We start from the raw sequence: 15,313 nt of genomic DNA on the forward strand, positions 1-15,313 counted from the left end.
CCTCCTAAAACTATTCCTTTATTATCTCGACGAAAAGGAAACTATGTAATCGACAAGAAGGTTAAAAAATATTTACTTCGATGTTTTATTCTCACATTCAGTAGCCCTATTTTTTAAAAGCGTTCGTTCCCGCTCATTTTGGGTTAGAGATGCCGCACGTTCAAATTCTGTCTTTGCTTCATCATATCTTTCCAGCTTCATGAGAAGATCTCCGCGGACACTCGGTAACAAATGATACTCCTCCAAGGAAGGGTTTGTATTCAACTCATCCACAATCTGAAGTCCAAATTCTGGTCCAAATGCCATGGATATAGCCACTGCCCTGTTTAATTCTACAATTGGCGAGGGCATTACTCTCGAAAGTGCTTCGTAAAGAGCAGCAATTCGGATCCAATCCGTCTCCTCAGGAGTCGGCGCTTGTGCATGGCAAGCTGAAATAGCAGCCTGTAAAGAGTATGGTCCAAGTGAGCGTCCAATACTACGGCTGCGTTCAAGTGCTGCCAAGCCGCGTCGAATAAGGAGCTGATCCCATAGTCCACGATTTTGGTCCATAAGAAGAATAGGTTCCCCTTTTGAGTTCACCCTTGTTTTGAGGCGGGATGATTGAATCTCCATTAAGGCAACTAACCCATGTACTTCCGATTCATGTGGTGCAATCTCTGCAAGTACCCGTCCAAGTCTTAGCGCCTCCTGACAGAGCAATGGTCGAGTCCAGTTATTACCGGAGGTTGCTGAATATCCTTCATTGAACATCAAATAAATGACCTCCAGAACTGCTGAGAGACGGACTTTCAGTTCTTCTCCGATTGGCACTTCAAAAGGGACCTTCTTCGCATTAAGCGTTCTTTTAGCACGAACAATTCGCTGTGCAATGGTTGATTCTGCAGAGAGGAAAGAACGTGCAATTTCTTCTGTCGTAAGACCGCATAGTAGACGAAGCGTTAAGGCGACTCTAGCATCCTGAGAAAGTACTGGATGGCATGTCATAAAGATGAGACGAAGGAGATCGTCACCGATCTCCTCATCCAAAGCATGGTTTATGTCCTCTTCTGTATATAAAGTTGTATGTTGGGCGACCTCTGCGTATTTCTGATCACGCACCTTCGTTCTCCTTAAATGATCGATTGCACGCCGCTTCGCAGTTGTCATCAACCATGCACCCGGGTTTTCAGGGATACCAATTTGCGGCCAACGCTCAAGCGCAATCACCAATGCATCCTGTGCTAGGTCCTCTGCAAGAGCTATATCCCGTACCATTCCTGTTAATTTAGCGATGAGCTTAGGTGATTCTATTCGCCATATCGCGTCAATCGTTCGATGTGTTTCGGACAAACTCACGCCTTCTTCTGCTCCTCTACTTGTTTTCGTAGTGCCGCTTCTTTTTCCAGTAATTCAGGATTATCTGTTAAGTCTTCTGCATCAAATACCTGTCTAAGTTCAATTTCTCCCTGTCCATACCCGTGTGGGTCCGGCATCCTCAGAGCCCATTCAATTGCTTCTTCTCTAGATTTGACTTCGATCATTGTATATCCCGCAATTATTTCTTTTGCTTCTGTAAAAGGACCATCTATAACCTTTGGTTTTCCTCCCGGTTCAGGATAGGAAATTCTGATTCCGGTTGAACTAGGCTGAAGTCCATCCGCAGCTAATAAAACACCTGCTTTTACCAATTCTTCATTATACTTTTGCATCGCTTCTATTAGCTCCTTGCTAGGGAGTACTCCGGCCTCAGAATCTGTAGTGGCTTTAACAATCATCATAAATCTCATATTATTACCTCCTAAATATTTTTTTCATGAAGCTTTGTATAATCTCATAGAATTATCTAGCTTCTATCTATACAACGAATATTACTTCGATTAATAAACATCCACATTCATTTTTTTATTAAGAATTACTTTGTAAAAATGCTGTAAGTTCTGCTGATATCATTTTTATATTTAGCTTCTTGGTGTGTCCGAGACCTTTTTTACTAATGAGCTGTGCATTTGGCAGAACACCGGCAAGCTCCTGAGCACTGTGACGCAGGGAAGTCGGGCTTTCCGTTCCTTCCATTACGAGTGTAGGTATTTTAACATTCTTCCATTGTTCAGAAGGCAATGGTTTTCCATCCATATAACCATCCAACAAAGCTGCATCATAAGGAAGTGTGTGTGCTATATCCAAAAGCCTTGACCAAACACCAGGCATCATTCGCATCATGCCTACTACGAATGAAGGTGCCCCCATACCCTTTGTCATAAAATATTTAACAGCCTCGGCACGGTTTTCAGCGACAATAAGATCGGTAGTGTGCTTTAAGAAGTCTTTCGGCGGCTTTGGGTCGGCGGCTTTTACCACAAAAGGAGGTTCATGGAGGACTAATTTCGTTATGTTTACCCCCTTCTCTGTTGCTAGTAGGGCAAGAGCCGCTCCAGAAGACAATCCCCAAACATAAGCCACACCACCTGCTTCTTCCACCAGTGCCTGAAGATCTTCTATTTCACGTGCAATATCATATGGCAGCGAGTCTCCACTATCTCCTCTCCCGCGACGGTCGTAATTATACACCGTGAAGTGCTTTGATAACAGATTTGCCAGTTGTACCTGTTGTGGAAACTTTCGATAGCTAAACGCTCCCGCTACTAATATAAGTGCTGGCCCTTCACCGATTTTGTCATAAACAATCCTAGTGCCGTCTTTCGAGATTACTGAATTCATATAATTTCCTCCAATTAAGATATTATATTTTTATAAAATATCCATGCATCTATTAAGGCAACGAATATGCAAATGACAAATCGACACTTTACAAAATCTTTTTTAAAAACTACTTACGTATAAATACTCTCATTTTATAGTAATTTCCTTTATAAAAATGATTGTTATTTCACTTTTTATATCCAACAACAATGCCTAAACAAAAACACAAGCATCCATTGCATGGAATTTCCATACACAGGAACAATAAGAGTCAGAACCAGAGTAATTCCATTTGTTTTTAAAATGAAAAAAGGAACCGTCCTTCCTCCCAGACCAGTTCCCTTCTTCACTCAAATAAAATTCCTCACATTGTTATTTCTACTGATTTTGTATATCGCGATTAAGAAAAACGCAACTGCAAAGGCTAGCAATATCAAGAAGTCCAATGTGACATGCCCTAGTTGTGTGCCTTGCTGTAATTTCGCAATGGATTCCATAGCCCAGCGCTGCGGGAAGAAATCGGATAGTTTTTGCAGTGCTTTGGGCATGATTTCGGACGGGAAGAAACATCCTGATATTAAACAAGTTGGAACAATAAATAGGTTTTGCATTGCACCAGATGCACCTGTACTGTTTGTAAAAGCAACCGTAATTTGTGCAAATCCAATTGCCACTAATCCGAATAACAGCAAGATTAGCGCCATTTGCCATGCAGGCATATTGATGTTGATATGGAATATACCTTTAAGGCAAACTAATGTAATCATTATTTGGATTACCATCACAATAAGATTCACAATGATATTTGCTGAGATATATTTTCTAGCATTAATAGGTGTCGATAATAATCTGAAATAGGTTCTATTTCCTTTTTCTTTTAAAATGATTTCAGATAGACTCCCTGCACTAATTAACATAATCATTAACAAATACCCAATCGTTTGGTTGGTCATGTCTTTATTTTTAGATGTGTCCTTTAAGACATTTGCAGACAATTTTACTTGTGGCTGCTGGTAATCGGCATACATTTTATCGAATATGTTTTGGTCACCACCCGCCGCTTTGCTAATTGCCGTGATATTATCAATGTAATTATATAGATAAGATTTAATGTAGCTTGTAACCGTTGCTCCTTTTATGGAAGTAATGGTGATATGATTTGGATTTCCTGCAAGAACACTCGCAGCAAATCCCTTTTCAAAGGTAATAACACAATCGAGTTTTCCTTCCGTTATTAGATTGGATACTTCTGATCCCTTGATGTTTTTTACCTTCACATTCTCTAAGCCTTTTACAAACTTAATGGTATCTGCTGTTATCAGCTCCTGATCGTGATTCACCACCCCAACTTGTAATGTGGCTCCGCTCATTCCCCCATGGGAAAGAATTGCAATAAATATCCCGATAAGGGGGGTGCATATATATAATAGAATTCCCTTTTTATTTTTAAATGTTACTTTTAACGTATTTTTCACTAACCATAATATATCCTTCATGCTTATAAACCCTCCCGTCTTCGAAACGATACTACTGCTATTAGCATCGTAATAATCGTTATCCCTAAATTCAAAGTTATAGAAGGGATGGCAGCCGCGAGATCATTTTCATAAATCACTTTAGTAATTCCTTCAATTGCCCAAGATAATGGTGATAGCTTTGGAATATTGCCTGCATAATCGATTTTATAATAAGCACCGCCTATGAAAGAGGCAACCTGAATGATAATCATCACAATGGTTCTGGCCGCTCCAGCAGTTTTCGTAAGATAGCTTACTCCGAGTCCGAAGCTGATAGACATGAGAATTTCCGTGAATAAAACAAGCAATACTGTACCTAAATGGTCACCCCAATTTGCTTTAAAAACAAACTTGCTAAATAAAACAACGATGACAATAAATATAAAGTTCACTACTATACTTCCAAACACTTTACCTAAAAATATGTCACTTTTACGAGCAGGCGATACTAGAAGTCGGTCTCCTGTCTTTCTTGCGATTTCAACGTTCATTAAGGAAGTACCGTTCAGTGCTGCGTAGAAAGCAATCATGGCTGTCATGGCTATCGCATAGTAATCCATTGCCCCTGGAGATTTTGCAGCATGCAAGGAAGTTTCATTTATATATGGAATTGTATGGTTCGATGCAAGCACCGTACTTACTTTACTCGAATCTATCTTTGCTACTGCCATGGCAACATTGTATTTATCTACAAATGCGGACATCATTCCTTGAATAATGTTTCCCTCAATACTATTCCGTTCACTTTCATATAATTTGACTCCAGTGTTTGAAATCTCCACATAACCGTCCACATTATTTTGTTTTACCTCTTTCTTTCCATTTACATTACCTGTTGCCTCTTTAAAGTGAATTCCAGATTTACTTAATTCTTTTTTAAATGCTTCGAAGGACCGCGCTAATTGATTGTTTCCCTGATTTTTATATAAGACATGAATGTCATCAATAGTAATCTTATTTGTATTGAATGCATTGGATAATGCCAACCCAAGAACCAATATGAACACAATTGGAAAAGCAATCATGAAGCCAAACATTCGAACGTCACGAAATGTTTGCTTTAATTCTTTCAAGAAGATGTTTACAATATTCACCACTTCCCCCCCTTTCTTTTAATCACGCAGGTTTCTTCCTGTTAACGTTAAGAACACCGTTTCCAAATTCGGTTCCTGTTCTTCTAAAGAACGTATTTCTGCTCCGTCTTTCATTAATTGTTCAATAATCTTGTTTAAATTGTTCACACCAGTGTCAGAGTTGATTTTAATTAAATTCTCTTCTATCTGAACTGTTTCCACTCCATGAATTGCCTGCAGCATGTTTGGATCAATTCCCTTTGCCGATTTCACTTCAATCCAAATGTCCTTTGTATTTGTAATGATGGATTTCAATTGCTCCTTTGTTCCTTCCGCTATGATTTGGCCGTGATCAACGATTGCGATTCGAGTACAGATTTCCTCTACTTCCTCCATATAGTGACTTGTATAAATAATCGTACTTCCCATTTCATTAAGCTTCCGCACAGAGGTAAGAATATAATTTCTCGATTGCGGATCAATCCCAACTGTCGGTTCATCCATAATAATCAATTTCGGTCGATGGGCAATGGCACAAGCTATATTCAAGCGCCTTTTCATCCCACCGGAAAAATTCTTGGGATAGCCTTTATGTTTATCACTTAATCCAACAAACTCAAGAGCTTCTTTTACACGTTCATCTAATTCCTGCCCACGCAGGCCATATAGTCCTGCAAAAAATCGGACATTTTCATATGCGGTCAAATCCTCGTAGATAGCTATATCTTGCGGAACAATCCCGATATTCATTTTGGCAAACCGGCTATGTTTTGCAGCATTTTTCCCAAGTATGTTAATAACCCCATCATTGCTTCTTAGCAACCCCGATATCATATTAATGGTTGTACTTTTTCCTGCTCCGTTTGCACCAAGAAATCCAAAGATTTCTCCTTCTTCTATTTTTAATGCCATATTATCTACTGCAATAAAATCGCCAAATTTCTTCGTTAAATTTTTGATTTCCAATACGTTCATGATATTTCTCCTCTCCTTTGTTCTGTAATGTAATTATAAAAAAAGGAACGCACCTCCATAAGTGCATTCCTTCCTTGTTTTCACATGAGAATCTTCATGTTTTTCATATGAGTTTTTTCGAGTAGTGTTATTCACCTAGCTCACAGACTTTAATAAACTCTGAAAATAGTCGATCCATCTGATAATCCATCCCCATTTCCTCTGGATGCCATTGAACACCTAACATCCACCCGTTTTCCATATTCATAGCTTCAATAGCTTCGATGATTCCATCATTTGCCCTGGCTGTTACTTTTAATCCGGGCGCTACATTATTCACAGCTTGATGGTGAAAGCTGTTCACCCTTGCTTCGTGCAATCCAAGGATGGAAAAAAGCAGGCTATTTTCGTTTATTTTAATACTGTGGGAAGGAGTTTTACTGGATGCCTTTTGAGTATGCTGAATACAATTAGGAACAATACTTTCTATATCCTGCATGATGGTACCGTCCATTGCTACATTCATAATATGTACTCCTCTGCAAATGGCCAAAATAGGTATCTTTTGTTTTCTGGCGGCTTGTACTAAACCTACTTCGAATTGATCTCGTGCTAATATCGTTTTTTTCAGCTTCGGATGAGGTTCCTCATGATAAGAGGAAGGATCCATATCTTCCCCGCCACTTAATATAATTCCATCACATACATTTAACCATTGTGCTGCCATTTCTTCTTTGGAAACAGCAATAATAACTGGAATACCACCAGCATTAGTTATTGCTTCACAATAACTAATTGGAAGCATCGAGCTTTCATAACCGTTATAATTAACGGACGTGCTGGTAATGCCGATAATTGGCTTTTGTATATTCAACAAATGTTCTCTCCTCTTTCAAAAAAATACTTATTATGAGTATTTCCATTTGAAAAAGGAGCTATTTATTTCGTGATAAAAATAGTAGAAAGAAGTTTAAACTTGCTGTGAGGTAATAAGTATCATTATTTATTTCATAGAACAAGAATTAAGTGAAAATGAGGTTTGACCTCGAGTAAGTTCACCTTCCTCCTTTGAAGAAATCCAATATCATTGGAAAATTAACCTAAGACTCGCCTTGTACCAGGAATTAACCGAACTAAATATGCCAAGATAAAGGTTAATACCAGGGAGAGAATACTAACGATTACAAACTTGCCAAACGGTAGAATGTCCAATGTGTGAAGTAATAGAGACCCCCCCACAATAATAGGGGGATGAAGGATATAAACGGTAAAAGAATTATCCGCTAGCCATTTAAAGAAGAGAGACATTTGATTATATTTCTGTTTAAAAAGTGATATCAGCAGTATACACATTCCTATGCAAACAAATGGCTCCCATAAGGCATAAAGAATGGCTTGAATATTCCATCCTCCATTTACCATTAAAGTTCCGTTTAAAGCACCCGTTAGAATCAAGCCAATAGGGAATATAGGAATCGCAATAAACGTAATCCATTTCCATATTTTTTCCGTATCTGCAGTAATATTCTTCAACCAATTATTCCGATACGAAACAATCCCAACATAAAAAAGTAGTATATAGGAAGGGAAATATCCAAATTGTAACCCTAAGATCCCGTTACCAACCGGATATATTAAACGAACGAAAAACGCTACAGCACCTAGTGAAAAAGCGGTTATTACCAACTTTCGGTTAGTAGGAAACGGCTGAGGTTTCCACTCTTTCCTTACCAACTTTTTATATAAAGCATAGATTAAATTAAAAATTAATAATGCTTCTACAAACCATAATGGTCCAATAAAGAATTGATGGAATGTTAAGATCTCCTTACTGTAAAATTCCCCCAAACTCATACTCTTTTCTACGTAAAGGAAGTACTCAATAAGTGGTCCTATGATAAAAAGGTAGAATAATAGTGGAATTCCAAGACGAATAAAACGATCTTTTAAAAATTTCACATTCCCCTTTCGTTCATAGGATCTAGGGACAAAATAACCGGATAAGAAAAAGAATAGCCCCATAAAGAATGCTTGATTAATAGCCGTAAATAAAGAAAGTAGGATATTCGTTAGTGTTGTTCCTTGTTCCGCATCTATATAAATCCATGATCCCGATGCACCGTAGGCAATTGCTGTATGATGAAAAAGTAAAAGAAACGTTAAAAAGACACGAAGTCGATCCAAATAAAGTAGCCGATTGTTCAAATAATTACACCCCTTTTAAATATACAAAACACCCTATATTTCCATCATACCAATAAATCTCCAGAAACAGAAAAATGATCAAAAACTATCAGGTCTGCTAACATGGCTGAAAAGGAAGGTTTAGTCACATAAATTCTCAAATGTAAATTCATTGAGCGGAACTTTTATGATTTATTCTTTTTGTGCAAAAATGTTTTAAAGCCCAGGAATGAGAAAACTAACCATGTATAGTAACACCATTTACTTTCATAAGGCTTTCAACATATTTTTCATAATTTGCTTTGTCCAAATGCAAAAATATACACACAAAAAATTTCACAAAAAAATCATTGACAAACCGACGGTCGGTATTTATCATATGAATTACAATAAACCGACTGGCGGCTTGATTAGGAGGAAGAAAAAATGACACAGCATCAATGGGATTTAATTGGTTATGGTGTATGGGCATTAATTATTTGGGTTACCTTAAAGCAATTTATTCAAACAAGAAGGGTTGTTAATGGATCTGGCCTAAAGCTCCTGCTTGGAGATTGGCTTTTGTTTGCCCCTGTTCCTTGGATCATTTACTGTATGACAAGGGCATCACTCTTGGAAATATTGTGGACCATTGGTTTAGGGGTAGTTGTAGCAATTCCATATATTTTAACGACTTCATTTGTGAAAAGTAGTGATGGAAATATTCGATTTAAACATAATTTATTATTCTATTTATTTCTATTTGGATTCCCATATGTACGATATGAAATTAGAACACACATCTTTAAAAGTCATCCCATCTTTGTTGGCCACACCTATCAACCCGATATTGAATTAATGCTAGCCTTATATATTGGAATTCTTGTCATTTATACATTTTTGTGGAGAGCAACCATTTATATTAAATATCGTTCGATTCAAAAAGAGAGTCGATCCGTTAGTTTTTAATTTTTGCGGCTCTCTCAAATAATTAATTTAGAAAATTACTTACGATGAAACGGGGAGTTATTTATGAATTGGTATCAATTATCTGCCACCCAATTAAGTGATGCTATTGCTAAGCGTGAAGGAACCGTTGTGGAAGTGGTGGAATCATTTATAGAACATATACAAAAGAAAAACGAAGAAGTCAATGCGATTGTAATTCCACTTTTTGAGGAAGCTAGAAAAGAAGCTCGTATACTTGACGATATGCTTATTAGAGGTAAAGTAAAAGGTCCTCTACACGGTGTGCCAGTAACGGTGAAGGAAAACCTAAATGTTAAAAATACCCCTTCTACCTGGGGAATAGAAGGAAGAAATAGTTTAGTAGAAGATGACGATCCCTCTATAAAACGACTTCGAGAAGCGGGAGCGATTATACTTGGAAAGACCAATGCGATGCAACTTCTTTTAGGTTGTGAAACGCTCAACCCTGTTTATGGACGAACCACTAATCCATGGGACCGAAACCGTACCCCAGGTGGAAGTTCCGGAGGGGAAGGAGCAGCGGTGGCAAGCCTGTTTTCACCGCTCGGAATTGGAACTGATATTGGAGGTAGTGTCCGTACTCCCGCACAATTTTGCGGTATTCATGCGCTAAAGCCGACCCCAGGAACAATTCCACAGGCTCCTCCTGAAGGAATTTTTCACATTCGAAAGGAAACGGCCGAGATGTCCTCCATCGGTCCGATCGCACGGTCGGTGGAGGATCTAAAACTAGCCTTTCAAGTGTTAGCCGGCAAAACTGTAGAAGAAATGGGACTTAATGGGCTAACCATTGGTCTTTGGGAAACGGATGGTATATTAGACCCTTCTCCATCCATTTCTCGTGCATTACATGAGGTAAGTGAGTTACTTATTAAAGCAGGTGCAAAAGTAGTTAGGTATTCATTCCCTTATGTCAAAGAGAGTATGCAAGGTTTTTATGGACTCATGTGTCCGGATGGTGGAGAAGGAATGAAAAAAACAATTGGTGAATCGAAAAAGGAATTTGCGATTGAAAATGCTATCCGAACACAGTCCATCCATCCATTTAAACGGAAACTTATGAGCTTTTTCCTTGGCAAGTTAGGACAAAAAACAGTAAGCGAAATTATCCTCCCTTTTACGGGAAAGAAAGACGAAGAGGCATTCCAATCTCTAGTTCAAAAAAGAAAAGATTATCAAAAATCTATTCTTCTGGATTGGAAGGAAAAAGGTATCGACCTAGTTTTATGCCCTGCTTTTCCAACACCAGCGCTTTTGCACGAAGGTTCAAAGAAATTTTCATATGAAGGAGCGTACAATTCCCTCATCAACTATCTCGGATTTTGCTCCGGAGCATTTTCTTATACACTTGTCCGTGAAGAAGAGCAGGTAGAAATGAGAAACAGAAAAGACCTTGTTCATCAAGCAGCTATGGAGAATGAAAGAGGTTCAGCCGGACTGCCAATCGCAGTTCAATTTGTCGCAAAACCTCATGATGAAAGCTTGGTTTTATCAGCGATGAAATGGCTGGAAATTCAATCTCAGGATCGGAAGGATTATCCGCCTGCGATCATAAGCAAATAACCATGTATACTCGATCAATATAATAGATACTATATTTGTACAAATTTAAAATAGATGCATGTATCTTTGATTATTTGGATTCAATGATACATGCTTTTTACTTGCTTATTGTTAAACTAAAAATCATAAAAAGACATTAACCCTATTTGGGTAACACAAGAGATACGTTAAAACACTAAAGAAATGGGTGATATTCTTGAAATAATTTTAAAAATTGCTTTTAAACTGAACATAAATTTGAATCCTATTTATTGCATAAATTTCTTGTTTAAAGGGGGATGAAATTATGGTAAAAGCTCAAAAGATATGTGGGATATTAGGTATTATTTTTATACTTTTGTATGTCATCTATGTAGGAGGATATTCTACAGCTACCTTTTTTAAATATTATACTTTAGTTATTGGTTTGTTCTTTTTGACTGTAGATTTAATAATTTATATTTACTTATACATAAAACAAAAATTCAATAAAAGATAAAAGATTGTGTTGTGTTCATTTTATAATAAAAGAATCCCGACATTTCAATAATATCGGGATTATTAAATGTTTTTTTTATTTATTTGCAAAATATAGACCATATAATTTTACCTACGATTTCTCCGAGACAGTCGGCAAAGTTACATACCCTACTAAAAATGTAATCCACTTTAGGAAAAATGTCCTATAAATTAAACAGTTCTCCCTTTTTTACGGTTTGGTAATCAGCCATATAACACCGAATTTATCTACAACTTCTACAAAATTGAATTGATAAAAATAAGAAAGTTATTATAATGTCATTTTTTTTATATGTAAAATTTTAAATCATTTTTCCTCTTTCCCAAACTTGTTTTGAAAAAAAGATCTTGTAATAATTCATGAAGACCCCATTATATAGGCAGCAATGTCGTTACCGAAAAGCCATTTGTCCCATCCACTATCACTTTTCCGTTTATAGCAGCTGTCCGTTCTTCCATCCCCCTGATTCCGAGCCCTTTTTTTACCTTTTCTGCTCCTCTTCCATTATCCCTCACTTCTGCCCTAATTACTTTATTTAGCACATTTAGATGGATTGAAACATGGGTAGCATCAGAATATTTTAGAGTGTTTGTTAGAGCCTCCGTTATGTTCTCCTGAATAATTTTCCAATGTATTGGGGTAATAACCTCGAGGTTTCCTTTGTACACAAAGGAAGCTGTTAGCCCATGTTTCGATGCATATTCATCAAATAATAGTTTCATACGATGAATTCCCATTTGCTCGGTAGACGGCTTCATATTTTTCAAGGTGATTCGAATACTCTCAATTCCCTCTTTCGATATATTAATAGCATTTTGTAAAAGTTTCGATGCTTTTTTCTGATCGACGTACATCAATCGTTTAGAGGCTTCCATTTGAATGAGGGCGCCAGTCATGGAGTGACCAATTTTATCATGAATTTCCTGTGATAATCGGTTTCTCTCTTCCAGTTTGAAGGTATATTCCGATTGTCGTATGTATTCCTGATTTTCATTCAAATTCCTTGATAGCTTTTGCAGATCCTTCCTCATCTTATCCACTTGATTCTCATAATTCATTAGTTTTTTTGAAAACATCACACTCATGCCAAAAATCATAAAACTGAGCAATGTCACCATTCCATAAACGGGATATATGTTTGCCTTTATATATAAAATAGGAATTACCGCAAGTATTAATAAAAATATTTTCTTTTCTATATAGTTTGCTGCTAGCTCAAATAGGTTAATAGGAATGAGCAAAATAAATAAAGGATCAATGCGGATACAAAACATAATGGTTAATACAATGGCTGCTACCATGAAAAGTTGTTTTAATTTATCCCTTTTAAATATGTATATAACGATATTCACACAGAAATAGATAAGCAACGAAAAAACAATCCATGGTAAATGCGGGCTTCCAGATTGCACATAAGCCGCAGCAATATACCCCATTACTATTAATTTGCTGAAAATCATCCATAATTCCATTATATTACCCTCATTGCTCAACTTTTCCGGTTAAATAATAAATAGCAATTTGCGTCCGATGCTCCAGTCCAGTTTTATTTAAAATGGACGTAATATAATTTGCAATCGTTCCTTCTGAAATAAAGAGCTGCTTGGAAATTTCTTTATTCGAAAGACCTTTTGCAATTAAGGACATAATGCTCCATTCCCTTTCCGTAAACAAGCTCGTATCTATCTTGGTTTCGGTACTTCTCGGCTCGACCAAATTGGATTTGATTTTTTCCAACACGATATCCTGAATAAAGCTGTTCCCCTTATAAACACCCCTGATGGCATCCCGGATGACCTCCGGCTCTGTATTCTTAAGCAAATAGCCCTTAGCCCCATTTTTGATCGCATCCATTATGTATTCATCATCATCAAAAGTAGTTAAAATCAAAGGCTTTGTGTTTGTTTGCTCTACTAGGAGCTTCGTTGCCTCAACTCCGTTCATATTAGGCATTCTAACATCTAATAATGCAACATCCACATCATGACTTTTACAAAAATCAACCGCTTGCTGCCCATCATCTACCGTGGCTAAAACCTCAAATTCCTCGTAGGTGCTAAGGATTATTTTCATTCCCTCCCGAATGAACGAATTATCATCCGCAATGATCAGTTTAATTTTCATATTCTACAGTGCGTGTTCCACACTGTTTTCACACCCTTCAAATATTTATTTTTCTTTTATTCATATTCCACTTATACATGTAAAATCCTTTTACACAATGCATACTAAATTAGTTCATACTAAAAATATCAAATTCCCCAATAAAATTTTCAAACTTTCCTTAGAGATGAAACGTCTATTTTCCGTAAGACACTTTGAACGATACGTATCTTAGAAGAAGGAGCTCTTTTTTCAATGAAGAAAAGCAAGTTAGAACCATATTTTGTTCAATTCATTACAGAAAACAAGGAAGACTTTTACCGCCTTGCATACAGTTATGTCAAAAATCAAGCGGACGCTTTAGATATCGTGCAGGATTCGATAAAAAAAGGCCTGCTATCCCTTGACTCCATGCGAGATAAGCGGTCTATTAAAAGCTGGTTTTATCGAATCGTAGTAAATACATCGTTAGACTATATACGAAAAAAGAAAAAAGTCACCTTTATGAATGTGGAAACTTTAGATTATTTCAGCTCAGGCAAAGAGGATGTATATAAACATTTTGATTTAGAACGGTCACTTGAGGCATTACCGGAAAAATACAGGAGAGTAATTGTCCTAAGGTATTTTGAGGACCTCAAAATTGAGGAGGTCGCTGAAGTACTCGACGAAAATGAATCTACGATTAAAACCAGGATATACAGAGCACTTGATATGCTGCGAATAAAGTTAAAATAGCACATTGGAGGAATTTCGAATGGATAAAAAGCTAGAGCTATTGAGAGATGAATATAAAAATATCCCTATCCCGGCAGAATTAGATACTGTTGTGCAAAAAGCACTTAATCAGCCGAAAAAGCCTAGACGTTCCTATAAGTGGGTAGTTGGAACAGTGGCTGCTGCAGCTATTTTTATTGTCGGCCTAAATACTAGCCCTACTTTTGCAAAAACGATGTCAGAAATACCAGTAGTGGGTAATGTCGTGAAAGTGTTCACTTTTAAAGATTATCATTTCGACGATAAAAACTTTAATGCCCATATTCAAACACCAAAAGTAAAAAATCTAGAGAACAAACAATTGGAAAGCAGCCTTAATCAAAAGTATGTTGAGGAAAACCGTAAATTGTATAAAGAGTTCTCTAAAGAAATGAAGGATCTAAAAAAACAGGGCGGCGGACATCTTGGAGTAGATAGCGGCTATGAAGTGAAAACAGATAATGATCAGATTTTATCGATAGAAAGATATGTAACAAAAATCCAAGCATCATCCGACACAACTTTAACATTTGACACTATCGATAAGAAAAAACAAATCTTATTGACCCTGCCAATTTTATTTAAAAATGACCAATATATCGACTTAATCAGTGAAAATATCAAAGATCAAATGCACCAGCAAATGAAAAAGGATTCCAACAAGATTTATTGGGTAAGCGGCAAACGAGACCTGGATATAAGACCTGAAGAAATGTTTAATAAAATATCTGCGAATCAAAACTTTTATATTAATAAGAACCATAAATTAGTCATTGCCTTCAATCAATTTGATGTAGCACCTGGCTATATGGGAACAGTGGAGTTTGTCATTCCAACAAGTGTCATCTCCAATATATTAGTCGGAAATGAATACATTAAATAGATTGAGTTGGCACTATTGATTCGCCCGAAAAGGTGCGAGAACGGCATGATTTGTTTCTCAAATGGCATGAAATTAACTTAAAATGGCACGAATTACTTCTCAAATAGCACAAATTAGGTATAATTACCTA

The 15,313-nt window shown here is 37.0% G+C and carries 14 protein-coding genes; 4 read left to right on the forward strand and 10 right to left on the reverse strand.

From position 1 onward, the window contains the following. Positions 1-72: 72 nt before the first annotated feature. The 8 genes from KHA87_RS15490 to KHA87_RS15525 all read right to left on the reverse strand — a co-directional run bounded on the left by KHA87_RS15490 (position 73) and on the right by KHA87_RS15525 (position 8,431). The gene (locus tag KHA87_RS15490) at positions 73-1,338 is read right to left on the reverse strand and encodes an RNA polymerase sigma factor (RefSeq protein ID WP_213095042.1); all 1,266 of its coding nucleotides are present in this window, start codon (positions 1,336-1,338) and stop codon (positions 73-75) included. Continuing rightward, entirely contained in the window at positions 1,335-1,769 is a 435-nt protein-coding gene (locus KHA87_RS15495; RefSeq protein ID WP_213095043.1) for a YciI family protein, read from the reverse strand. The genes KHA87_RS15490 and KHA87_RS15495 overlap by 4 nt, the downstream gene beginning before the upstream one ends. Before the next feature lie 118 nt (positions 1,770-1,887). Beyond that, positions 1,888-2,700 carry an alpha/beta fold hydrolase gene (locus tag KHA87_RS15500; protein ID WP_213095044.1) on the reverse strand — a complete coding sequence of 271 codons (813 nt, stop codon included), beginning with the start codon at positions 2,698-2,700 and terminating at the stop codon, positions 1,888-1,890. Between the two features lie 332 nt (positions 2,701-3,032). Further along, positions 3,033-4,178 (reverse strand): ABC transporter permease, encoded by a 1,146-nt coding sequence (locus tag KHA87_RS15505; RefSeq protein ID WP_213095045.1) that lies wholly within the window; start codon positions 4,176-4,178, stop codon positions 3,033-3,035. 2 nt (positions 4,179-4,180) lie between these two features. Next, positions 4,181-5,293, reverse strand: a complete 1,113-nt coding sequence (locus KHA87_RS15510; RefSeq protein WP_213095046.1) for an ABC transporter permease — start codon at positions 5,291-5,293, stop codon at positions 4,181-4,183. A gap of 18 nt (positions 5,294-5,311) precedes the next feature. Continuing rightward, positions 5,312-6,247, reverse strand: a complete 936-nt coding sequence (locus KHA87_RS15515) for an ABC transporter ATP-binding protein (protein WP_213095047.1) — start codon at positions 6,245-6,247, stop codon at positions 5,312-5,314. A 127-nt stretch (positions 6,248-6,374) separates the two neighbouring features. Further along, complete coding sequence (locus KHA87_RS15520; RefSeq protein ID WP_213095048.1) at positions 6,375-7,103, reverse strand: gamma-glutamyl-gamma-aminobutyrate hydrolase family protein; 729 nt, start codon at positions 7,101-7,103, stop codon at positions 6,375-6,377. A gap of 218 nt (positions 7,104-7,321) precedes the next feature. Beyond that, the gene (locus tag KHA87_RS15525; RefSeq protein ID WP_213095049.1) at positions 7,322-8,431 is read right to left on the reverse strand and encodes an acyltransferase family protein; all 1,110 of its coding nucleotides are present in this window, start codon (positions 8,429-8,431) and stop codon (positions 7,322-7,324) included. Positions 8,432-8,836: 405 nt separating this feature from the next. Here KHA87_RS15525 and KHA87_RS15530 point away from each other — a divergent pair, with 405 nt between their 5' ends. Together KHA87_RS15530 and KHA87_RS15535 are read left to right on the forward strand one after the other, a co-directional pair. Next, entirely contained in the window at positions 8,837-9,358 is a 522-nt protein-coding gene (locus KHA87_RS15530) for a CcdC protein domain-containing protein (protein WP_213095050.1), read from the forward strand. Positions 9,359-9,421: 63 nt separating this feature from the next. Next, positions 9,422-10,942, forward strand: a complete 1,521-nt coding sequence (locus KHA87_RS15535) for an amidase (protein WP_213095051.1) — start codon at positions 9,422-9,424, stop codon at positions 10,940-10,942. 870 nt (positions 10,943-11,812) lie between these two features. Here KHA87_RS15535 and KHA87_RS15540 read toward each other — a convergent pair. Further along, positions 11,813-12,913, reverse strand: a complete 1,101-nt coding sequence (locus KHA87_RS15540; RefSeq protein ID WP_213095052.1) for a sensor histidine kinase — start codon at positions 12,911-12,913, stop codon at positions 11,813-11,815. A 10-nt stretch (positions 12,914-12,923) separates the two neighbouring features. After that, entirely contained in the window at positions 12,924-13,565 is a 642-nt protein-coding gene (locus tag KHA87_RS15545) for a response regulator transcription factor (protein WP_213095053.1), read from the reverse strand. Positions 13,566-13,799: 234 nt separating this feature from the next. Between KHA87_RS15545 and KHA87_RS15550 the strand changes: the two genes are divergently transcribed. Together KHA87_RS15550 and rsiV are read left to right on the forward strand one after the other, a co-directional pair. Then, a complete protein-coding gene (locus KHA87_RS15550) occupies positions 13,800-14,282 on the forward strand; it encodes an RNA polymerase sigma factor (protein WP_213095054.1) in 483 nt (160 codons plus the stop codon). Between the two features lie 19 nt (positions 14,283-14,301). After that, a complete protein-coding gene (gene rsiV, locus KHA87_RS15555) occupies positions 14,302-15,183 on the forward strand; it encodes an anti-sigma-V factor RsiV (RefSeq protein WP_213095055.1) in 882 nt (293 codons plus the stop codon). The last annotated feature ends 130 nt before the right edge of the window (positions 15,184-15,313 follow it).

Origin of the sequence: Bacillus sp. FJAT-49736, from assembly GCF_018343615.1 — a bacterium.
Classification (GTDB): Bacteria; Bacillota; Bacilli; order Bacillales; family Bacillaceae_C; genus Margalitia.

What these genes read in the sequence shown, in the direction of transcription:
- KHA87_RS15530 (WP_213095050.1), top strand. Translation starts at nt 8,837, where the DNA reads ATGACACAGCATCAATGGGATTTAATTGGTTATGGTGTATGGGCATTA.
- KHA87_RS15535 (WP_213095051.1), top strand. Translation starts at nt 9,422, where the DNA reads ATGAATTGGTATCAATTATCTGCCACCCAATTAAGTGATGCTATTGCT.
- KHA87_RS15500 (WP_213095044.1), bottom strand. Translation starts at nt 2,700, where the DNA reads ATGAATTCAGTAATCTCGAAAGACGGCACTAGGATTGTTTATGACAAA.
- KHA87_RS15545 (WP_213095053.1), bottom strand. Translation starts at nt 13,565, where the DNA reads ATGAAAATTAAACTGATCATTGCGGATGATAATTCGTTCATTCGGGAG.
- rsiV (WP_213095055.1), top strand. Translation starts at nt 14,302, where the DNA reads ATGGATAAAAAGCTAGAGCTATTGAGAGATGAATATAAAAATATCCCT.
- KHA87_RS15540 (WP_213095052.1), bottom strand. Translation starts at nt 12,913, where the DNA reads ATGGAATTATGGATGATTTTCAGCAAATTAATAGTAATGGGGTATATT.
- KHA87_RS15505 (WP_213095045.1), bottom strand. Translation starts at nt 4,178, where the DNA reads ATGAAGGATATATTATGGTTAGTGAAAAATACGTTAAAAGTAACATTT.
- KHA87_RS15495 (WP_213095043.1), bottom strand. Translation starts at nt 1,769, where the DNA reads ATGAGATTTATGATGATTGTTAAAGCCACTACAGATTCTGAGGCCGGA.
- KHA87_RS15515 (WP_213095047.1), bottom strand. Translation starts at nt 6,247, where the DNA reads ATGAACGTATTGGAAATCAAAAATTTAACGAAGAAATTTGGCGATTTT.
- KHA87_RS15550 (WP_213095054.1), top strand. Translation starts at nt 13,800, where the DNA reads ATGAAGAAAAGCAAGTTAGAACCATATTTTGTTCAATTCATTACAGAA.